Consider the following 19,701-nt stretch of genomic DNA (forward strand, 5'->3'; position numbering starts at 1 on the left):
TTATGGCGATCGTGCTACCGCTACTCGATCGGTGACTGGGTGCGACCATGGACGGCAAGCATGCGATTGCGGACGCTGCTCAGGATATCATGGATCAGCTTGATGCCACGCTGCGGGCACTTCTTGCGACAGGCATACCGGACGACACGAAGTTGGCTGTTGGGCAGCATATCAGCTATGCAACTCTGTCACTCGAGCACTTTATCCAGCAACTGCACGACCCATTCGATGCCCAACCCGACGAGTGATTCATCTCTCCTCGCTTTTTCGCCAACCCGGTGGCTTCCCCTATGATCCTTTGTGGATAAACCGCTGACAGCCAGTCGCCGAATAGCTCGGCGTCGTGAACGTCCCAATTCCAGTGAAGTAGTGACACACGACCCCGTCAGTCGCTTTGTCTTGGTGATAGAGAACGCCTGTCGACGTCGCGAGCGTCGCGCCAACGACCGCGGCGAAAGAGATCGCAATCGCCAATAGGGTCGACGCGCACATCTCGATCGCTCTATGTGACCAAGGCGCGGGCGGCGGCGGAGGTGCTGGAGCCCATAGCCGCTCGCCAAATGGTAACTCCGCAGCGAGTCGCGCAGCCTTTCGCTCTCGTTTCATTTCCAGCCGTTGCTGAGCGAATTGCTGCCGGGTCTGTTCGGATGACGAGATCGAGTTCTCCTGAAGCCAGGCTTTGAATTTGCCGGCGTGGACGCTCACTCTGATAGCGGGAAAGCCTTGGCGACGTTGCTCAGCTTCAGACGCTTTGAAATTCTCCCACCACTCATCCCAGGTCGGCGGCAGGTCACCAACTTGCGAAAGCTTGAGATGAGAACGTAATCGCGAGGGCTGTAGACCGGGGCGGCCGGCCATTGACTGGTGTCCGTCATCGCCTAGCCTTGCGCCAGCCTGCCGCGCGCGCCTCTGCTTCGCTGCAGAACCAGCGTTCGCCATACTGCGGGCTGATCTTCGTTTCCCAATAATGCTCCTGGCCGGGGACATGGTAGATGCGCTCGCCGGTGTTGATACTGATGTTGCCCTTAATGTCGCAACTGCCGGCGCTTCCGTTCAGCAGGCCGGCGGGAACGAACCCGGCGATAGCTTCAAGGCTGCTTGGGCTCACCGTGAGAAAAGCGGCCAGGGGAACCAACACCAACGGAAATAGATATCGCAGTCGCCACAACCGAAGCCGCCGCTTCCTGGCGTTTTGTCGCCAGCGGTCAGCCTGGTTGGCACCTTGATGACGCTGGACCTTGCCCACGCCCTCTCTCCCCGATGGGAGAATGCTTCCGTTGCGCGAGAGAGTCCAGATATCGCGCAGGAGCAAGAGGCACGGATTTTGCGAAGCATCATCATATCAGGGAGAGGAGCCAAATGATGCGTCAAGTTGGAACGACAGCGCGAAAAGTGGCAATACGGTACGTGCCAGAATGGCGCTTCAACAAGAGAACGTTTGAACTTCCGTACCTCATGAAGCTCGGCAACATTGGCCGCCAGGAAGCGCTCGCTTTGATCGCTCGGCATAGTGGGGACAGAGACAAAATCACTGCCGAGCTGTTTTCGCAGAGAGGTCGATCACAATAGCCTTTGCTTCGGCGCTGTTGGGGGACGGCCGCCGAGCGGAACGCGCGCTTCTTGCCGCCGCTCCCGCCGTCGCTGGTACATCCGCAGTCGACGACGGGTTGCCGGACTTAAAGCTTGCACCGGCCATTGCGGAGGAGGTCAGGTCTCCCGCGCGAGTGAATCTACAGCCACATCAGAAGTCGCTCAATTGAGGCTAAGTGCGGTAGTCATCATCCTTTCAGGGGCTTTGCTCTCGCCCTGCCTCCAGTGGGTTATCCACAGGTAGTCCCCAGCCGTCGACGAAACGCAATCGGTTAACGACAAGCGCGCCTTACCGATCTAATATTAGGGCGGGCTTAATTGCCTCTCCCAAAATGCACTTAGCCCGTTGCCGCTCCTTTTGAGGATAGGCAGCGGGTTTTTGTATTTATGGAACTATTTCAGTGCATGCTAATATGAATCACCGTGGGGCGGGTCAGTTCATGCGTTTGAAGTTCGTCGAGCCGTTGATGCCGACCCTTGTGGAGAAGCCTCCCGAGGGCGATGGCTGGTCGCATGAGGTCAAGTTCGATGGCTACCGATCCCAGATCGTCAGGGATGCCCACGGTGTCCGGATCTTCACCCGCCGCGGTCTCGACTGGACGTCCAAGTATCGCGACCTCGCCAAGGCGGCCGGCGAGCTAGAGATCGAGACCGCCATCATTGACGGCGAGATCATCGTTCTCAATGCTGCCGGCCTGTCTGACTTCGGCGAGCTACGCAAAGCCATCACCAGGCGCCAACACGACCTGTACTTCGTCGCCTTCGATCTCCTGCACCTCAACGGCCATGACCTTCGCGACATGCCGCTAGAAGACCGGCGCGAGATCCTGGCCGAGATGATCTCGAAAGGCAGTCGCATCCAATTCAGCGAAGCGCTGCCAGGCACCGGCGCCGCTGTCTTTCACCTCGTTGACCAGGCCGGCCTGGAAGGCATGGTGTCAAAGCGGAAGGACAGTGCGTATCGTAGCGGCCGGTCGACCAACTGGCTGAAGGCTAAATGCTACGCGATCGAGGAATACGATCTGCTCGGCGTCGAGCGCGAGGCCGGCAAGCCGGCTTTCGCCTTACTGGCCGAGCGCGGCACCGGGCGCTATGTCGGCTCGGCCTTTGTCACCTTGAACCGTGAACTGCGCGAACGGCTCTGGAAACGTGTCCAGGAGCACCCAGGAGCCCCGCCTAAGGGCATGAAGCGGCCGGCGACGCAATGGGTCAAGCCGGGCCTGGTGGGCACCGTGAAGCATCTGCGCGGCGAGGAAGACCTGCGGCATGCCTCGCTGCAGGATTTCAGGGAGGACGACCAAAATGGCGGTGGCTAAAAAGGACCACGAACGGTTTGCATATGCGTGGATGTACGGCGTCCAAGCTCGCAAGGACGGCAAGGCGCGAGACGTGCCCCAGTACTGGGACGAATATGCCGATGCATGGCTGAAGGGCTTCGACGGCGAACCGATTGCCGACACGCCCAAGTCTGTCAGCGGTCAGCTGGAAGCGGAACTTGACGAAGCTGCGGTCAGCAAGCCGCCTCCAGGAGTTCGGCTTGGTTGATTGACCCGACTCGGCGCCTACGCCCGGCGTCCTCGCTGGGCTATTCGCGATGTTTGTAGGCGGCGACCGCAAAGAGGCCAGACGCGACGATATTTATCGGCGCCCAAATTCCTCGGGGAAGATGGACTGGGAGGAACGGATTGAAGATGAACGCCGCGGTGAACAGCGCCCCGGCAAGGTAGTAGTTGTCGTCCCCTGATTTTAGGAGCGCGACGGCGCAGTAGATCCCGGCGAAGAAACCAATGACTCTTAGCAGTTGGTAATAGCCATAAGGCCAGGGCGCAACGGCCAGCAACATCGCAATGGCAGTCACGATTGCAATCAGCCGGACCGTTCCGGCAGGCGTCGACAGCATGGTTTTCAGCATTTTAATGGCAGTGATATTCGCCGGTCTTGTGGTTTGTATGGCAACCGTTTTGGTCCGTGCCGCCGCTGTGTGCATAGGCGCTGGTCGCGAACGCGATTATTGCAGCCGACAAAGCAGTGAGAAATGTTGTTTTCATACTATTGCCCTCCCAAGTATCTTTTCTACAGAGCACTATTGCGGCGGCAGCACAAGCGAGAGGGACCGAAAGGCAGGGTCGATATCCACAATCCGCCTCTTGTCAGACCTATCAAAATCAGGAATATAATCCTTTCGTTGCGGCGATCCCCTCAAACGGAGTTCGCTACCATGGCCAGAACCAAACTTTCCAAACAGCTATCAGAGACTGAAATCGAGCGCGTTCTGGTGGCAGCCGAAGCGCTGCACAGGAGCGTTGTCCAGCCGCTACTCTCGCCTAGCTGCGATCACTTCCGAGCGCTTCAGGGAGCCCATGAGGCCATGCTGAAGACGGTCAAGGATATCACCGGCAAGGATGCACCGTTCATTAGATGGAACGGGACAGGGCCGGTCCGGTAGACCGTTACTTCTTCGGCGTCTGAGGTGGCACCAGTGTGACATAAGGTGTCCTCGGCTCCTTGCCGGGCTCCCGGTAAAACGGGGCCAATTCGCCGGGTGGTCCGAGCGATTTGATGTAGAGATAGATGGAACGCAAGTCGCTGTCGCTCATGGCTTGGACTTGGTACCAGGGCATCGGCGGCAAATTGACCTTGTTCTTAAGGTGGTCGACCCATTTGTCCTCGTTAAAGCCCATCGCCGAGTCCCTGAGGTTTGCTGCATAGGTCGTCCCCCAGGGACCCTGCCAGCCAATGGAAGAGCCTTTCAATGCTTTCTCCGGGTCGATTTTCCCATCGGCTTCACGGTATCCTTCCGTGTGGCAGAAATGGCAGCCACCGATGATCGAAAGATACAAACCGCGCTCGACGGAAACTTCGTCGGCCGCCAGTAGGCTGGATGGCAAGATGCACAGAGCAACGGCCGCACAAAGATCGATTTTTCGCATATTCGCTGCCTCCCCATGACTGCTTTCCGCCCATCGAGGAGATTAGCGGCCCGACAGTCGCTCGGGGGTGACCTCCTGGCTATCGGGCCTACCGGCATTCTGTCACTGCCGGCTGACATAAATATTAGCAGTTTCTTATAGGACTGCTCGTGTTTAATTTTAGCGGCGATCAGCTGAGATAAACCGAGGAGATCGGCGACAAAGTGAGGTTCGAAACGACCATGCTGAAGCCCGAAGACGAGAGAGCCTCCCGAGGATCGGGCTTTTGGTCTGGTCAGAAAAGCGGTGCATATTCCATTCTCCTTCGGTTGCATTTTCCTTGGGAAACGCATTGGGAAGGAGGCAATTGACGTAGACAACTATCCTACAAAATCAATCTGTTAGGAGAGAAATCTGGCAGAGAGGGAGGAACCCTGCGCACTACAGAGCCGACACTTGTGGAATACATCTCAAAATGTGACGTGAGCCACAATCTTGGCGGGCTTTGCCGTTGCCGTCACGATCGTCTCTGGAACCCGGAAGACCCGCAAGTTTCTCGCCTTGGTGGTTGACCCTGGTATGGCTGCCTCCGCAGCAGCGATGTCCTTCGCGCTAACCTGCAGCGACTGACAAGCTCCCTTCTCGCCCCACAGGTTCTTGGCAATCACGCTTCCAACGGCACCAGTTATGGCACTTGGCGCCACATCGTTGGAAGCCACCTGTCGAGCCTTGATCAGTGCCTTGATGGCTTCGCCAAGGATCGCGGCTGAATCGTCGAATTCGATACCGCGAACCTGGTCAAAGCGGCTCTCCGTACTGCCGTCCACGATGCAATGGTGAGCGATAAAAACCCAATCATGGATCATGTAGGCCGGCGCGTAGCCCCAAGGCGAAAGGCCTTTGAAGATTTGTGCAATTTTTGGGATCGATCCGCCGTCGGTATACATGAGGCCTGGCTGGATTGTACTGCCTGGGGAGGACGGATCTGCGCGGTGGAAGATCAAGGGATTCCGCGGGTCGGGCACGAACAGGAAATTTCCGTCGCCCGAACTGTTGCCCTCACCAACCCACATGACAAAGAGACTTCCTGATAGCTGGCCTGTGACAAGCTTCTGGTAATCGACCGAACTGCACGCGGTCGCCAGGGCAGCGAAAAGTCCCAAAAGGCCCCAGGCAGTCCTTTTCAGAACACCAGCCTTGTCGATACGCATGAACCCCCCCTTAGCACAGAGTTTCACAAGCAATGCCGTCCCTGTCGCGGTCGAGCTTGCCGCCCCACGAGCAATTCTGCAGATACCATTGGGCCTCGTCGCAGGAGCTGATTTGCGAGCAGGTGCGGCGCGGTTCGCACGAGAAGCCGCTTTGCGCGACCAGCCGGCGGCCAATCAAACCGAGCGGCTGGCCTGTAGATTGGGCATTGTTCGCATGCGCAGCGCGCCAATCCCAAGGCGTCTGAAAGGCTCCGGCCCACAGACCAACCTTCGCAGCCTCTGCCTTGGCCTGCTGCGCCGCGTAGGCGCCATGACTGTAGCGGGGCCAGTCCAGTGCCTGACCCTGTTGGACCATCCAAGCGGCGACGCTCGCGCCATCAGCGCGCCGGCAGTCACCGACAAAGCGGTGATAGCGGTCCCATTCAACGAACGTGCATCGCACCGGCCTCGAGGCCGCCAGGAACGCGTTCAACGCTTCGGCCGCGCGCCGGCCGCATGGATAGTCAACGCCCCTGGTATCGCTGCAGCGTTGCGCGCTCTCCGGCGCGTCGATGCCATTGAAGCGGATGCGTTGCCCGTGAACTTCGATGGTGTCGCCATCGATGACAGACGCAACACCAGCGATCGAGGCTGGCTTCGACACAATCGAGGGTGACACAATGGTCTCAGGTGCATGGTCACTGTGCTGCATGACGAACTGCATCACATAGGCAGTCGCCGCGGCCAGGGTGACAAAGACCAGACGTTTCGGAACGCCAGTTAGCCGCCACACGCGCGGTAGCTTTGCACCAGTGCGCTTCCGCCGCTGATCGGATCGATTGTTGTAGCGAGAGTTGTCCACTCCCTGCCCCCCGGAGCCCTTAATTCAATCCTAAAATATAGGACCTCGCAAGACCGATGATGCTGACATCCGTGAACGCGCCATTGTTCGTCACTACGGCGTCATCTAGAATTGGCAGCATGAAAAACAGTTGAAAGGGGAGGAATACATGCGTGGTGCACTCGTCTTCAGTTTCGTTCTTTCATTGATCCTATCGTCTGCTCCTGCACTGGCCTGGTGGGACGGCGGCCATATGCAGGTTGCTGCGGTGGCCTACTCGAAGCTGACGCCGCAGGCGAAAGCCAAAGCAGATGCTCTCATCAAGATGAATCCAGACTACGCCAGTTGGACTGCCGGCGTGCCGGATGACAAGAAGGCACAATACGCCTTTGTCCATGCGGCCGTTTGGGCCGACGACATCAAGGATCCGGCTCGCGGCTATGTGAAAGACGATGATACGCCCACGGGCCAGAACATTGGCTATGCCGACAAGAACATGCATCGCTACTGGCACTTCAAGGATGTCCGTTTCTCGACTGACGGAACCCCATTCACGGACGCCGACCCGATCAATGCCGTCTCGCAGATGAAGCTGTTCATCGCTGCGCTGCCGGCCACATCCAGCGCCACCGATGATATGCGGTCCTACGACCTGGTTTGGCTGCTGCACCTCGTCGGCGACATTCATCAGCCGTTGCATGCGACGGAGCGCTTCTCGCCGATCAACACCGACGGTGATCGCGGCGGCAACGAAGTCAACGTGATGCCGGCGACGGGCGAGACGACCGACCTTCATGCCTATTGGGATCGAATGTTCGGAGGTTATGTCTCGGTGCCCGGTGCAATCTTCGACGCCAACGACAAGGCGGGCATTTCGAAGCTCCAGGTCGACAGCACCAAGGCCAAGGTCCTGGACCCGGATGTCTGGACGCAGGAGAGTTTCGTGCTCGGCAAAAAGTTCGCCTATGGCGAACCGGTTTTGAGCGAGAACACAGTTGCGGTGCTGACCCGCACCTACGAAACCGATGCCCGCAATGTTGCCCGAAGCCAAGCGGCGCTCGCTGCGGCAAGGCTTGCGGGCGTGCTCAACGACGCGTTTAAATAGCTTGAAACGAAAATGCAGCGCTGCTGCCGCGGCTCACACCGCCATCGGCGATGCCTCACCGAGACTCTTCGTCATTCTCATCTGTCGCCCGGCATTGATGAAAGGTCATCGCGCAGCATCTGCGGGATGAAGGCGTCCGCTGTCGTCAGGACACCTCGCCGCTGCATAGTCGTCGATTGATATAACTCACGGTCGCGGTTGGCAGCAAAACCCGCGTGATCGAGCCCGGGGCCGAGCAGGGCGCCCTTTTCCAACTGGCGGATCTCCGCTTCGGTCGTCGCCATCTTCAGGTTCTTTACCAACCTCTGGAACAAAATAACGAACATCATGTCGCAGATTTCGGCACCAGCCATCTGGTGCATGGTGTGAGTTGAGTGTGCGCCGCAAAACTTTCTTGTGCGTTGCAGCAATCAGTGCGTAGATGGGCAGAGTAAAACTAGCGGGAACGGGATGACCGAAACGCGAGATTCAAAGGCGGAAACAGCCCACTTCGACGCCCTGCACGGTCTCCGGGGCATCGCTGCTGTTTTGGTCATGCTCGGCCACTTCACAGAATTCACGGGCCGGCGATTTGATCTGGCGCCGTCAGGATTCCTCGCCGTCGACCTATTTTTTCTGTTGAGCGGCTTCGTGATCGCCCACGCCTATGACGACAAGTTCCGCAAAGGCATGTCATTTTGGCAATTCGCGGAGACCCGTCTTCTCAGGCTCTACCCGCTATACTTTGCCGCGATCGGCCTGGCCATGATCGGCGTCGGTGCAACCATCGCAACGCAGGGGCTCAGCGCATATTCGCGGCTGGATTTGCTTGCAAGCTTTGGGTTTACCATTCTTTTTCTACCCACGCCGCCGTCGCTCTCGACGTTTCCCGAGCTGCTTTTCCCGCTAAATGGTCCAGCATGGTCGCTGTTTTATGAATTGGTCGCCAACGCTATTTTTGGCGCGCTGGCCATAAGGCTGGCTGCGCGTTCGCTTGCCCTCATTGTCGGTGTTGCTTGCCTGGCTCTGGTGCTGATGGCCTGGAATGGTTTCGTCCTTGGGGGCGGCGCCCACTGGGACGACACGATCGCGGCTCCGGCCAGGATCGCGTTTTCGTTCTTTCTCGGGGTCTTTCTCAACCGGTATGCGACCGGGGATCGCTGGGGCGGCAATCTCACCATGCTGTTTCTCCTGGCGCTGTGCGGAGCGCTTATGATCTTCAGTCCCGCCGCACATCTCCAGTCATACAGTCTGGCGGTCATAGTCCTGATCTGGCCCTGGCTCGTTCTCGTGGCCTCTCGCTTGCGACTATCCGGGTTTTGGCGCTGGATTGCCCTATTCTCCGGCAACATCTCTTACGCCATCTATGTTCTTCACACGCCGCTCATCCGCCTTTCGAACGCCGCGGTCGAATCTTTGACCGGGGTCTCATGGAACGAGCACGGCTTGCCGTTCATCATGGGAACATCAATTCTCATCATCGCGGTCTCGGCATTCGCCCACTACGTCTACGACACGAACATCCGGATCCTGCTCCGGCAATGGCTTTCCCTTCGACGCGCACGAGAGAGCGTGACACAGTTTTAGACTAGGTGGATTCAGTCGAGGAGATCGGCGGGCTTCGCGCCTACTCTGCCGGCGTCGTCTCCAGCGTCGGCGCGCCCTTTCGGCCAAAGCGCTGGACGACGAAGCGGCCCGCCTTCTGGCCGGGGACCTCGATCAGATTGTAGGTGATCCAGGACAGCAGGGTCACGGTCGGCAGGACGACGGCGACGACGATGGCGAAGCGCAGCGGCGCCGGCAGTTCGTGGCCGTACTCGGAGATGACGAAGGCCGCGACCGGCTGCAGCACCAAAAGATGGATCAGGTAGATGCTGAAGGACAGCTCGCCCATGAGATGAAAGAAGCGGTTGCTGAGTGTCACGGCGATCGCTCTCGCCACCGTTCCCGCCGTTCCCGGCAGCATGCGGTAGAGCACCAGGGCAAAGAAGCCCAGCACCAGCGCTTCACGCACCAAAAGCTTGCCCAGTCCGTAGTCGCCGCCAAAGGGCAGCGCCGCCAGCAGCACGGCCAATGCCAGATAGAGCAGCGGCCGTGGCTGGCTTTGATGCACGACGCCCGCCAACAGCATCCCGCACAGGAAGATCTGCATTTTCAGCGGCAGGAACGACGGCATCGGAAAATGGACCGACAACTGCCGCATCGCAAACACGATGATGCAGCCAACCGCCGCGACCATGATGGCGCTCCTGATCCAGTCCAGCCAGCGCACCAGCAGCATGACGGCCGGGAATGCGGCGTAAAACTGCATTTCCAGCCCCAGGCTCCAGTCGGGCAGCGGCGTGCGGTAGGCGAGGTTCGGCACCAGGCCGAACAGGAAGGTGAGATGGGCGACGATGTTTTTGAGGCTGCCGTCGAGGTAGCGTTCGGGCGCCTGGTGCGATCTCGACAGGAAATCATCGATGACGATTCTCGACTCGTAGAGAGTGGGGCCAAGCGCCAGCGCCACGAAAAGCATGACGTAGAACAGCGGCGCGATCCTGAAATAGCGGCGCGTCCAGAATTTCAGCCAGGTTTCCGGCCTTTGCCAGGGCTCCTTGTCCTGGCGCAACTGGTAGTGGAACACCATCAGGAAGCCGGACAGCATGATGAACAGGTCGACGCCGAGATCCGGCTCGCCGAGGATAGGAATTCGCCAGCCGGTCAGAAGCAGGCAGTGCCCGACCAGCACCCAGATCGCGGCGAGCGCGCGAAGCCCGTCCAGGCATTCGATGCGCGATGACCTGATATCTGTCATGCCGGGCTCCGAGATAGCAGGAACGCCGGCGATACGACTGCGACACGGAGCGGTGCCCAGGAGGGTGCTGACACGATGAATCCTCGTGCAAGGTCGAAAACCCGCCCACGGAGAGTTTCGATCCACCGGCCGCATATCGCAATGCAACAAATCTAACGCAGTGCAACATGAACGGAGGTTTTCGAGGGAAAGCACCAGCGTCGAAGGTGCCAATCTCCCCCACACGGGGGGAGATTGGCGACTTCACCCTCGCCGCTTCAGCAACCTCGCGTGCTTTCGCCAATACCACCAGGCCAGCGCCCGCCTGCGAAAACTGCGCTTCATCGCGGTCATGGTCATACCCCCAAAAGCACGCGGCGTTGGCCGGTGAGATCGCTCGGCGACAGATCGGTCTTGATCGTGCCGGCAGTGCCCTTGCGCTGCTCGAGCTCAGCCCGCAATGCGGCTTCGCGGGCCTGCACGTCCTTGTCGGTGATGGTCGGCGTCGGCAGTTTCCCGGGACCTTCCGGCGCGGCATGTCGGCATAAAATATGCTAATCTCAGATCGATCCATTGGGGGCAATGATGGCAAGTTTCCCGGAGATGTACGAGCGGTGGCTGGCAGGCCCTCTCTTCCGGCCGTGGGCCGAAATGACTCTCGAAGAGGTGGAGTTGTCTCCAGGCGACCGTGTCCTCGACATCGCTTGCGGAACAGGAGTAGTGGCCCGCGTTGCAAGGGAGCGGCTCGGTGACGCCGGTTACGTTGTCGGCATCGACGTCAGTTCGGATATGCTTGCCGTTGCGCGCGCCGTGGCACCGGGCATCGACTGGCGCGAAGGCAATGCCAGCGCCCTGCCTCTCCATGACGCAGAGCAGTTCGATGTTGTCGTCTGCCAGCAGGGACTGCAGTTCTTTCCTGACAAGCACGCGGCGGCGGCGCAAATGCGGCGGGCGCTTGCGAAGGGCGGCAGGCTGGCGGTAGCCACATGGCGATCCGACGATGAAATTCCGTTCTTTCGGGAGCTGCGCCACGTGGCGGAGCGCCGCCTGGGCGCCATCGCGGATCCCCGGTACAGCTTTGGCGACGCGGCCGCGCTTGAGGCGCTGCTCCGGGACGCCGGCTTCCACGAAGTCCGGTTAACGACGATATCGCGCACAATACGCTTCCAGGATGGCGCACCCTTCCTGCGATTGAACACGATGGCGCTCGTCGGCATGAGTGCTGTCGGCAGGGAAATGGGCGATGAGGAACGCAAGCGCATGGTGGAGGCCATCATGAGCGAAAGTGCGCCCGCGCTGCACCCCTACGCCGATGGATCGGGACTCGCTTTCGAGGTCAGCACCAATTTGGCGACAGCCGAAGGCTAGTGTGTTCCATCGCTGTGCCGATATCGGCATAATGGTCATGCGACTGGACGCGAGGCGGGCGAATGGACATTCGATCGACACTGACGGAGCTGTGCGACGCCTTCAACGCGCACGATCTCGATCGCATCATGGCGTTCTTTGCCGACGACTGCGTCCTGGAGATGCCGAGGGGCAGCAAGCCCTGGGGTTCTCGTTTCGAGGGCAAACAGAACGTACGAGACGCGCTGGCGACACGCTTCGAAGGCCTGCCCGATGTCCACTACGGCAATGGCGAGCATTTTGCGGACGAGGCTGCCGATACCGGCATGTCGAAATGGACCCTCACCGGCACCACCCGCGAGGGCGTGAAAAAGGAAGTCCACGGCTGCGACTTCTACACGTTTCGCGACGGCAAGGTGATCCGCAAGGATTCTTACTGGAAGATTGTGGAGTAGGAACTGGATGTCGCTCCACTCCAAAGCGTAGCGAGTAAACCTCAGTCCTGGCTCCGCTGGAAGGTCGGCGCATTCAGACGACCGCCCTTCCAGGCCGGAGAGTGGATCAATAATCGCCGTTGTAATACCGGTCGTCGCAGGGCGCCGTGTAGATCCGGCCACGGCGATCCTGGTAGCGGCAGAGCTGTTCGCCGCGGCGCTGCGGCGTGGTCGACTGGCCGATGACGGCACCGAGCAACGCACCGCCCGCGGCACCAACCACAGTGCTCTCCGTGTTGCCGCCTAGCGCTTGACCGGCGAGAGCTCCGACACCGCCGCCGATGAGCGCGCCGGTCGTCGCTCTCTGCTGCTGTTCGGTCTGAGTCGCACAACCTGCGAGCGCCGCCGCCATAAGAGCCGCCACAACGGCTTTCTTGATGATCATTCGAGATACTCCTTTTTACAGCCCCAGGAACTCACGAAAGGGGCGAATTGTTCCACCTGGGTCGACTTTGCGGCCAAACGGCGGCGCGCCGGCTCACGAAATGAGACATGGTTTCTCCGCCGTTGATGGCTATGATCGCCAAACCGGGGTGACGATGAACACGCCTGAACGCTGTTCGCTGTCGGTCATCACCTCCTCTAGGGAAGAGGGCGAGGGAATCGCTTCTCCATCCTCGACAAGTCCGTCGATGTGGAAGGCAAGCGCTTGCTCCCCCAGGATGCATGCCTCGTCCAAAGTCGCTCCGGCCGTGACTAGGCCAGGAAAGTCGGGGAAAGACACGCCGAAATCGCTCTCCGCGTCTTTGTGGATCAGTCCGATATAGTGGCGCATCGTCGACCTCTCGCTAGACAACGGCATTTGAAGCCCTAGCAAACTATCGGCTCATTCGACACAAACTGTCGAGGTGTTCCTAACGATAGCGCAGGACGCTGCCCAATAAGTTGGACGTTCCAGGCACACTTGCGCCTGCGCGAAGGTTCAAGTGGATGGGAAAACATCTCGGCGGTCTCCCAACAGCAAGGAGAGTTCGCGCGGCCCAATATCTGCGGATGTCCACCGGCAAGCAAACTTACTCCATCGACAACCAGAGGGATGCCATACGCGACTATGCGGAGATCATGGGCTACGAGATTGTCGCCACTTACGAGGACGCCGGGCGCAGTGGTCTCAACCTCGGGGGCCGCCCCGGCCTTCAGCAGTTGCTGGCCGATGTCGAGAGCGGGAGAGCCGATTTCGAGACTGTCGTGGTTTACGATGTCAGCCGCTGGGGACGGTTCCAGAATATCGATGAGAGCGCCGCCTACGAGTACCGGTGCCAGATGGCCGGCGTCCGGATCGAATTTTGCGCCGAGCAGTTCGCAAACGACGGCAGCATCGGGTCCGATGTCCTCAAAGCAATCAAACGCAGCATGGCTGCCGAGCAAAGCAGAATGCTCTCGCAGAAAGTCTTCATTGGCCAAGCGAGGCTGATCCGGATGGGCTTTCGACAGGGCTCCAAGGTCGGCTTTGGCCTGCGGCGCCTGCTTGTCGATCAACATGGCAGCCCCAAGGGCATCCTTTCGACGTACGAATACAAGAGCCTGCAGACGGACCGGATAGTTGTGGTCCCCGGACCGCCTGACGAAATTGCGATAGTGAGATGGATTTTCGGTCACTTCGTCAGAACACGGAAGACAGAGCTCGAGATGGCAAGGCTACTCGACAAGCGTGGCGTACTAAGCGACCTGGGGCGCCCATGGACGCGAGAGTCCGTACATTCGGTGCTGACCAACGAAAATTATATCGGCAACAGCGTCTGGAATAAGCATTCGTCCCGGCTCAAAAGTCATCAAGTCCGCAATCCCCCGGAACAGTGGATGCGGGTGGAAAACGTCCTGCAGCCGATCGTCGACCGCAAGCTGTTCAACCGAGCGCAGATTGTCCTTAAGACCATCTACCGCCACCTGACCAATGACGAGATGCTGGCCGCCCTCAAGGCACTCCTGGCCCGTCGCGGCGCCTTGTCCTCTTTCATTATCGACGCAGCACCCAACTGCCCGCCGTCCACCCGCTACATGTCGCGTTTTGGAACCATCGTCAAAGCCTATGAACTGATCGGATACGAGCCGCCCAAGAACTGCCGTTACATCCTTGTGAACCGGCGCCTGGAGACGCTAAGGCTGCAGGTTATCCAGGATCTCCTGGCCGCAGTTGAAAAGCGTGGCGGGGTCGCGACCCATGACATCGAGACGAGCCTCCTGCGGATCAACCAGGAGATCACAGTGGCGATCACAATAGCACGCTGCAGGGTTTCCGGCTTCGGCTATCCACGCTGGCTTTCGAAGGCCGACCGGCAGCCGCTGGCGGACATTTTCGTCCTGATCCGGATGAATCCCGGCGACCTCACCATTCGAGACTATTTGATTGCTCCTGCCCAAGAGATCGCAGGCAAATCGGAACTGCATGCCAACAATGGCGGACGGCTGGACACCTATATTTTTCCCACGCTTAGCCCGCTTATCAGGCTGGCGGAGCGAGCGACTGTGGGGAGCGCGGTTTGGATTTGAAACGTTTGACCAAAGAGGCCGCCTACCGCGCGCTTGAGGACAGCGGCAACAGACACGCGAGGAATATTGCTGCTGGTCAACCAGGGTCCAAGGCGAAGCTCTTTGCGCCCGAACTTTTGGCGACCTACGAGGCGGAATGCAGACGCATGCGCGATTTCATAACGGAAGCAGAAATGTCTGAACGGCGTCTGGACCGCATCGTCGGGGCGCTTCGCATGATGATGCGCGACAAGCAATTTTGCGTACTGCTGGTCTCCGAGGGGCTTGACACTATGCCGAGGCTATTGGCTCACAGGTTGCAAGGCGCGACTCGCGAGCCGCAAGTGTTTTGCCCTCCCGGAAAACCCCTTTCCGACGCAGGCGAAAACCGGGAACGTGTCAGCGGAGTTTGCCCGGACGTCCTCGACGTGCTTCGGGACAGCCCAGTGAAAACAAAAATCTTCGGGTTGCTCCAGAGGGTGCTTCCATCCAGGCAATTGCAAATTTCCTACCTGATGGTGGCCATGGACCGGGTCAGGCTTACCTATGCAAGGATGCTCGTCGCTCTCACACCACAAGCCCTGCTGGCCAAGGATTTCCATCCCGCAACGATCGCCAACCTGCCTGAAGGCCAGCGAGGCGCGATGGCGCTCGAGTTGGGCAGGCTGAGCCTTGCGGTTCTAAGCGCCTTGGAACAACGCAGCCGAGTGGGTCTGGAGCTTGTCGCAGCCAGCCGCTATTTTCACCGGCTAATGGATAATTCCAAAGTGGTGCGATATCTGGCGCGCAATTTTCCTGGCCATTTTGAAGAGTTTCACAATTTGTCGGTGCCCGTCCTCAAGCCGGGGTTGGTTGGCCGCGTGGAACACCTGCGCGCGAAGAAACCTACGCCACGCATCGCTGCAGGATTTCGGGAGGAGACCTAGCTCGCCTACTATAATAGTTTGACAGACCCGATTAGCTTTCGGGCTTTGGCAGGGCTACGGGGACTTGCTGGTTTAGGAGCGTTGATAGTGCCGTAATGATCTGCACCAACACGAACGGCTTCGTAATCATGACGCTCTCGGGAACGCCTTCCGCACCCCAATGTATGGCGCTATCCCCGCTAATATAGATCACGGGAAGGGTGGGCTGGCTTGACGCACATGCCGCGCAACTTCCCAGCCGGTTTTGCCGTCTCCTAGACGGATATCCGAGATCAGAGCCTTGAACGAGGTCGGATCAGCATCGAAGGTGGCCATGGCGTTCGAAGCGCTGCCTGCACCCACAACTTGAAAGCCCGCCTCTTCAAGCGCCGACTCTAAGTCGAGCAATATGAGGGCCTCGTCTTCAACGACCAGAACCGAACCGTCGCTCATTGATTGTCCCCTTAGAGCCCGCAAACGGCCACCAAGGGTTTTAGTTCCATCTAAGTATTGCAGCTCACCATCGTGCCGTACCGATTGCAGTAGGTCGTCCCAGGGTTCGAATAGACATGGGAGAACTCCGTCACCGCCTGCGGGACTTCCTTGAGCGAGCTGATCTTGCATGCCTTATTGGGACCTTGCCGACGCTGGACTTTGCCCACGCCCCTTCTCCCCGAATGAGAGGATGCGACCGTTTTGGCGAGTGTCCAGAAAAGTGGCGAAGCGATGAACCGCCTGGCTTTGTGGGAACATTAGCTGTTTCGATTAGTTTTGGTTCATGCTTCCGATGTTGTCACTGGCATCGGGAGCAAAGGCTGGTGGGAGCCGGCCCGCGTCATTGGTCCCTCCATGGCGCGGGCTTTTGCAAGCCATCATCCCGGGCATCCACTGGCCTCGCTACAACAGAAGCCCAGGCGGTCCAACAAAGCATATCCGAACAGCGACGGTTCGGAGAGACGGCCGGCGGCTCCATAGCGCCCATGATGGTGCGAAGGCCACCAAGGCTCCCGAGGCCGCGAAGTCCGCCTTCATCAAGGCGAAGCCGATCTCTCGCGTCAAACTGTAGCGTCGCTCAATGCTCATTAGGCGGCGTGTCATTGGCTGCCATTTTAGGCGTGTTGATGTACCTGGTAAGCGCGGGTTAGATTTGGGCGACGCAACTTCTGGCTAAGCGCGGCTGGCGAATGGTGTAGCCACCAGCGGCTTGCTGCACCCATAGGCCTAATGGCCTCGCTCTCTTCGTCAAGGATGCAGAGCGCAAGAACAGGTCCTTTGCGATTGGCCGCTGCCGCAAGGGCAGCGTTGTCGCTAACGCGCAGGTCGCGCCGAAACAGGACAATGGTCGGCGCCGAAGCTGACCTGCCGTTCATTGTTTGGCCCGATTCACTTTGCCGGCGTCCAACTGGTATTCTTGCAATCAATCCACCGATGACACAGCCGCGCGTCGTCAACCCTTTGCTGGCGACCCGCAGGGTCATCGAAAAGGTGAGCTTTCGCTTGGGGTCATAGGCGGTCCCCTTCAACGAGTTGCTGGAATTCGGCTTGACCGTCATAATCAGCTTATCGCCAACGTCTTCGCCTTTGCTGGTATCCCTGATCCACAGATTGGTTGCGCACAGTTTCTCTCCGCAGGGAGCAGTCTTGACGCGGGCATTGCCGTCGTCCCTTAACCACACCCCGCCGGCGTCGGACAAAACGTCGGCACGTGCCATTGCTGAAATAAGTGTAACCGCGGCGAATGCAGTTATCCCTCTCATTGGGCAGGTCTCCGTACGCCTTATTCGCATTGTACGTCGTGACACTCGGCGCGGATCACCTGCTTTGGAGAAGCGGCCGCCATGACCAAGTTGACACAGACGTGGCGTGGCGAGGCAACCACCCTTGAATCCACTTTGGGCATCAGGAGTAGATGACCTGCAAGCGCATGGGATGGGGACCGCATGCTAGCCGGTTACCGCGTGGATGCGATGAAGTAACGCTCGCGTAAGTTTCGCAGATCGCAGGCGCGCTGGGAAAAACTGTAGTCCCTCAGCCTACCGATCGGGGGAAGTGTCGGCACCTAGTCGAGGAGTGTTGTTTTACCGGTCCCTTGACTGGGATTTTCTGCCGGCAGCGCACCGTCTGGCGTGAGCTTGTCTACGGCGTCGGGCAATTCTTTCGAGATTCTGGCTACCAGTTCATCGCGCGACAGACCGGTTTGCATCGAAAGGGAAGTGAGGGTGTCCTCGTCTATTGCCATCTCAACGTCTTTCGTTTCAATCGGGTCGTTTGGTCCGGTACCAACCCAAGAATCTACCTTCGACCCCACTCCTGCATTTCTGAAGCGGTCCAGTATGTCCCCAAGCGCCGTCCCAGACACGCCCTTGGACAGCTGATCCATGATCCCCCCTTGCGGGTTGTTTGGATCGCGATTTCCCGCGCCTCGGATCAGGTCTCCAATCTTATCGCGATTTTGGTAGGCCAGAACGCCAAGTATTGCGACAGCCAGTTTTCCCAGATTTGCCATTGGTTTCCTCCCTTGGGGTACAGGAAGAAGGCTTGTTGTTCGCAAAGGTTCCATGCCTGTTCGATCGAGCAGGCGGGGACATCTTGAACCGCGTGACCCCACTGGCAACTCTCTACCGTGACGTCGCGAACTCAGTCACTCGCGTTGAGGGTCGCCAGGCGTGTGATGCGGCCGCTCGCGCTTTCCTAGAAGCGGTGGGATGCAACCAGATCGAGGCTGAAGGGTTCTTGCTATGATTTTGAGAAAGGCCGGTGCCGATCGGCGGCTGTGCGAGTTTTTATGGACGTTTCTGTTTCGCGAATTGCTGACGACAATATCGCCGCTGGGCGGAGCGGCTTGCTGCTCGTCCCGGACAATTATGACGCCTTCGCCATACGCGTTCTGGCGGCGAGAAGCGCCATTCGCACTCTCGACCTGATGTACTACCTTTGGCACGATGACCACACCGGTCGCCTGCTTCTTCAAGAGGTTTTCCGGGCCGCTGAGCGCGGCGTTCGTGTGCGCATGCTCCTTGACGACGTCAACCCGTGCAGAAGCGAGTCCACCTATCTAGCGCTGAGCAATCATCCCAATATCGAAGTGAAGTTGTTCAATCCAAGTGGCATCAGACGGTCCAGCGTCATGCGCGGCGTGGAAGTGCTTTTGCGACTTTTTGCTTTGACCCGGAGGATGCACAACAAGGCGTGGATCGCGGACGAAACGATCGCTATTGTCGGCGGACGCAATGTTGGCGATGCCTATTTCGATGCGGCCGAAACCAACTTCCGAGACCTCGACGTCCTGCTGCTCGGGCCTGCGGTGCAGCAAACCGCGCAAATCTTTGAGGCGTTCTGGGCTTGCAAGGAAGCAATACCCATTGGCGCGCTCGGTTCAGTGACCGAGGCCCTGCCTGCCACTCTGTTTGAAAAAAGTGATGCCGAAACCGAGTCAAAACTCCTGAATGCCATTGGGGACCGGGTTTCCATCGCCGAGTTTATTGCGGCAAGCAATGACGTGCATTGGACAGCAGGCGCTCGGGTGATTTCCGATCCCCCAGAAAAGGTTCGCGGCTGGAGGCGTCGGAGCTGGCTGATGAAGGAGTTGCTCCCCATCATTCAGTCTGCGCGAAATTGCCTTGAAATTGTATCCCCCTATTTCATTCCCGGCAGAAGGGGTTCGGCCGTACTGCTGGACCTGGTCAGCAAAGGGGTTGATGTTTCGGTTTTGACCAATTCTCTGGCGGCTACAGATGTCGCTGCGGTCCACGGTGCCTATGCAAACTACCGCAAGCGATTGCTCAGGAATGGCATCAAGCTTTTCGAGCTTCAGCCGTTCAGCCGTCAACCGGTGATCTCGGTATTTGGCTCCAAGGGTGCCAGCCTGCACACGAAAGCGTTCACCGTCGACGACAAGACCGGGTTCGTCGGTTCCTTTAATTTTGATCCACGGTCAGTGTCGTTGAATTCGGAAATGGGCGTTCTGTTTGAAGATGAGAAATTGGTTGCTGAACTGCGGCAGCGTTTTCAAGCCGAGATAGCGCCGGAAGCGAGCTATCGGCTATAGTTGAAAAGAAATGTTCTGCACTGGCACGGCTGCGATGAAGGCAAGCTG

General features: G+C 58.7%; 25 protein-coding genes and 1 pseudogene. 11 read left to right on the top strand and 15 right to left on the bottom strand.

Annotation, left to right across the window (positions count from 1 at the left end; genetic code table 11):
• Positions 1 to 47 precede the first annotated feature (47 nt).
• Positions 48 to 248: a hypothetical protein gene (locus AC1DX6_RS16565; RefSeq protein ID WP_477315152.1), complete on the top strand. Its 201-nt coding sequence runs from the start codon at positions 48 to 50 to the stop codon at positions 246 to 248.
• 40 nt (positions 249 to 288) lie between these two features.
• On the opposite strand, the gene AC1DX6_RS16570 is transcribed toward AC1DX6_RS16565, so the two are convergent.
• Together AC1DX6_RS16570 and AC1DX6_RS16575 are read right to left on the bottom strand one after the other, a co-directional pair.
• The gene (locus AC1DX6_RS16570; protein ID WP_477315154.1) at positions 289 to 858 is read right to left on the bottom strand and encodes a hypothetical protein; all 570 of its coding nucleotides are present in this window, start codon (positions 856 to 858) and stop codon (positions 289 to 291) included.
• A 13-nt stretch (positions 859 to 871) separates the two neighbouring features.
• Positions 872 to 1,246: a sunset domain-containing protein gene (locus AC1DX6_RS16575; protein ID WP_477315156.1), complete on the bottom strand. Its 375-nt coding sequence runs from the start codon at positions 1,244 to 1,246 to the stop codon at positions 872 to 874.
• Positions 1,247 to 2,030: 784 nt separating this feature from the next.
• On the opposite strand from AC1DX6_RS16575, the gene AC1DX6_RS16580 reads away from it, so the two are divergent.
• Both AC1DX6_RS16580 and AC1DX6_RS16585 read left to right on the top strand, forming a co-directional pair.
• A complete protein-coding gene (locus AC1DX6_RS16580) occupies positions 2,031 to 2,906 on the top strand; it encodes an ATP-dependent DNA ligase (RefSeq protein ID WP_477315158.1) in 876 nt (291 codons plus the stop codon).
• Complete coding sequence (locus AC1DX6_RS16585; RefSeq protein WP_477315160.1) at positions 2,893 to 3,135, top strand: hypothetical protein; 243 nt, start codon at positions 2,893 to 2,895, stop codon at positions 3,133 to 3,135. The genes AC1DX6_RS16580 and AC1DX6_RS16585 overlap by 14 nt, the downstream gene beginning before the upstream one ends.
• Positions 3,136 to 3,175: 40 nt before the next feature.
• On the opposite strand, the gene AC1DX6_RS16590 is transcribed toward AC1DX6_RS16585, so the two are convergent.
• Positions 3,176 to 3,502 carry a DUF6804 family protein gene (locus AC1DX6_RS16590; protein ID WP_477315162.1) on the bottom strand — a complete coding sequence of 109 codons (327 nt, stop codon included), beginning with the start codon at positions 3,500 to 3,502 and terminating at the stop codon, positions 3,176 to 3,178.
• A gap of 1 nt (position 3,503) precedes the next feature.
• Positions 3,504 to 3,638, bottom strand: a complete 135-nt coding sequence (locus tag AC1DX6_RS16595; RefSeq protein WP_477315164.1) for a YHYH domain-containing protein — start codon at positions 3,636 to 3,638, stop codon at positions 3,504 to 3,506.
• A gap of 170 nt (positions 3,639 to 3,808) precedes the next feature.
• Between AC1DX6_RS16595 and AC1DX6_RS16600 the strand changes: the two genes are divergently transcribed.
• Positions 3,809 to 4,036 carry a hypothetical protein gene (locus AC1DX6_RS16600; RefSeq protein WP_477315166.1) on the top strand — a complete coding sequence of 76 codons (228 nt, stop codon included), beginning with the start codon at positions 3,809 to 3,811 and terminating at the stop codon, positions 4,034 to 4,036.
• A 4-nt stretch (positions 4,037 to 4,040) separates the two neighbouring features.
• Here the strand turns inward: AC1DX6_RS16600 and AC1DX6_RS16605 are convergent, their stop codons facing one another.
• From AC1DX6_RS16605 to AC1DX6_RS16615, 3 genes are all read right to left on the bottom strand, one after another.
• On the bottom strand, positions 4,041 to 4,520 hold the full coding sequence (locus AC1DX6_RS16605; protein WP_477315168.1) for a hypothetical protein: 480 nt from the start codon (positions 4,518 to 4,520) through the stop codon (positions 4,041 to 4,043).
• A 449-nt stretch (positions 4,521 to 4,969) separates the two neighbouring features.
• Positions 4,970 to 5,710, bottom strand: a complete 741-nt coding sequence (locus AC1DX6_RS16610) for a hypothetical protein (protein ID WP_477315170.1) — start codon at positions 5,708 to 5,710, stop codon at positions 4,970 to 4,972.
• Positions 5,711 to 5,720: 10 nt separating this feature from the next.
• Positions 5,721 to 6,551: a thermonuclease family protein gene (locus AC1DX6_RS16615; RefSeq protein WP_477315172.1), complete on the bottom strand. Its 831-nt coding sequence runs from the start codon at positions 6,549 to 6,551 to the stop codon at positions 5,721 to 5,723.
• Positions 6,552 to 6,699: 148 nt separating this feature from the next.
• On the opposite strand from AC1DX6_RS16615, the gene AC1DX6_RS16620 reads away from it, so the two are divergent.
• Positions 6,700 to 7,635, top strand: coding sequence for a S1/P1 nuclease (locus tag AC1DX6_RS16620; RefSeq protein WP_477315174.1), 936 nt, complete (start codon positions 6,700 to 6,702; stop codon positions 7,633 to 7,635).
• A 77-nt stretch (positions 7,636 to 7,712) separates the two neighbouring features.
• On the opposite strand, the gene AC1DX6_RS16625 is transcribed toward AC1DX6_RS16620, so the two are convergent.
• Positions 7,713 to 7,988 (bottom strand): hypothetical protein, encoded by a 276-nt coding sequence (locus AC1DX6_RS16625; RefSeq protein ID WP_477315176.1) that lies wholly within the window; start codon positions 7,986 to 7,988, stop codon positions 7,713 to 7,715.
• Between the two features lie 97 nt (positions 7,989 to 8,085).
• On the opposite strand from AC1DX6_RS16625, the gene AC1DX6_RS16630 reads away from it, so the two are divergent.
• Positions 8,086 to 9,201 (top strand): acyltransferase family protein, encoded by a 1,116-nt coding sequence (locus tag AC1DX6_RS16630; RefSeq protein WP_477315178.1) that lies wholly within the window; start codon positions 8,086 to 8,088, stop codon positions 9,199 to 9,201.
• A 40-nt stretch (positions 9,202 to 9,241) separates the two neighbouring features.
• On the opposite strand, the gene AC1DX6_RS16635 is transcribed toward AC1DX6_RS16630, so the two are convergent.
• Both AC1DX6_RS16635 and AC1DX6_RS16640 read right to left on the bottom strand, forming a co-directional pair.
• Entirely contained in the window at positions 9,242 to 10,411 is a 1,170-nt protein-coding gene (locus AC1DX6_RS16635; protein WP_477315180.1) for an acyltransferase family protein, read from the bottom strand.
• A 335-nt stretch (positions 10,412 to 10,746) separates the two neighbouring features.
• Positions 10,747 to 10,872 (bottom strand): hypothetical protein, encoded by a 126-nt coding sequence (locus AC1DX6_RS16640; protein ID WP_477315182.1) that lies wholly within the window; start codon positions 10,870 to 10,872, stop codon positions 10,747 to 10,749.
• Between the two features lie 103 nt (positions 10,873 to 10,975).
• On the opposite strand from AC1DX6_RS16640, the gene AC1DX6_RS16645 reads away from it, so the two are divergent.
• Together AC1DX6_RS16645 and AC1DX6_RS16650 are read left to right on the top strand one after the other, a co-directional pair.
• Entirely contained in the window at positions 10,976 to 11,758 is a 783-nt protein-coding gene (locus AC1DX6_RS16645) for a class I SAM-dependent methyltransferase (RefSeq protein WP_477315184.1), read from the top strand.
• Positions 11,759 to 11,820: 62 nt separating this feature from the next.
• Entirely contained in the window at positions 11,821 to 12,192 is a 372-nt protein-coding gene (locus tag AC1DX6_RS16650; protein ID WP_477315186.1) for a nuclear transport factor 2 family protein, read from the top strand.
• Between the two features lie 106 nt (positions 12,193 to 12,298).
• Here the strand turns inward: AC1DX6_RS16650 and AC1DX6_RS16655 are convergent, their stop codons facing one another.
• Complete coding sequence (locus AC1DX6_RS16655) at positions 12,299 to 12,616, bottom strand: YMGG-like glycine zipper-containing protein (protein WP_477247687.1); 318 nt, start codon at positions 12,614 to 12,616, stop codon at positions 12,299 to 12,301.
• A 141-nt stretch (positions 12,617 to 12,757) separates the two neighbouring features.
• A pseudogene (locus AC1DX6_RS16660) lies at positions 12,758 to 13,006 on the bottom strand (type II toxin-antitoxin system HicB family antitoxin); the annotation flags it as partial.
• Between the two features lie 155 nt (positions 13,007 to 13,161).
• Here AC1DX6_RS16660 and AC1DX6_RS16665 point away from each other — a divergent pair.
• Both AC1DX6_RS16665 and AC1DX6_RS16670 read left to right on the top strand, forming a co-directional pair.
• Complete coding sequence (locus tag AC1DX6_RS16665; RefSeq protein ID WP_477315188.1) at positions 13,162 to 14,721, top strand: recombinase family protein; 1,560 nt, start codon at positions 13,162 to 13,164, stop codon at positions 14,719 to 14,721.
• Entirely contained in the window at positions 14,712 to 15,626 is a 915-nt protein-coding gene (locus tag AC1DX6_RS16670; protein WP_477315190.1) for a plasmid partitioning protein RepB C-terminal domain-containing protein, read from the top strand. Before AC1DX6_RS16665 ends, AC1DX6_RS16670 begins: the two co-directional genes overlap by 10 nt.
• Before the next feature lie 189 nt (positions 15,627 to 15,815).
• Here the strand turns inward: AC1DX6_RS16670 and AC1DX6_RS16675 are convergent, their stop codons facing one another.
• From AC1DX6_RS16675 to AC1DX6_RS16685, 3 genes are all read right to left on the bottom strand, one after another.
• Complete coding sequence (locus tag AC1DX6_RS16675; protein WP_477315192.1) at positions 15,816 to 16,058, bottom strand: response regulator; 243 nt, start codon at positions 16,056 to 16,058, stop codon at positions 15,816 to 15,818.
• Positions 16,059 to 16,714: 656 nt separating this feature from the next.
• On the bottom strand, positions 16,715 to 17,362 hold the full coding sequence (locus AC1DX6_RS16680; RefSeq protein ID WP_477315194.1) for a DUF2147 domain-containing protein: 648 nt from the start codon (positions 17,360 to 17,362) through the stop codon (positions 16,715 to 16,717).
• A gap of 302 nt (positions 17,363 to 17,664) precedes the next feature.
• The gene (locus AC1DX6_RS16685) at positions 17,665 to 18,111 is read right to left on the bottom strand and encodes a YidB family protein (protein WP_477315196.1); all 447 of its coding nucleotides are present in this window, start codon (positions 18,109 to 18,111) and stop codon (positions 17,665 to 17,667) included.
• A gap of 279 nt (positions 18,112 to 18,390) precedes the next feature.
• Between AC1DX6_RS16685 and AC1DX6_RS16690 the strand changes: the two genes are divergently transcribed.
• Complete coding sequence (locus AC1DX6_RS16690; protein ID WP_477315198.1) at positions 18,391 to 19,653, top strand: phospholipase D-like domain-containing protein; 1,263 nt, start codon at positions 18,391 to 18,393, stop codon at positions 19,651 to 19,653.
• Positions 19,654 to 19,701 lie beyond the last annotated feature (48 nt).

The organism is Mesorhizobium sp. P2_C4 (assembly GCF_056404575.1).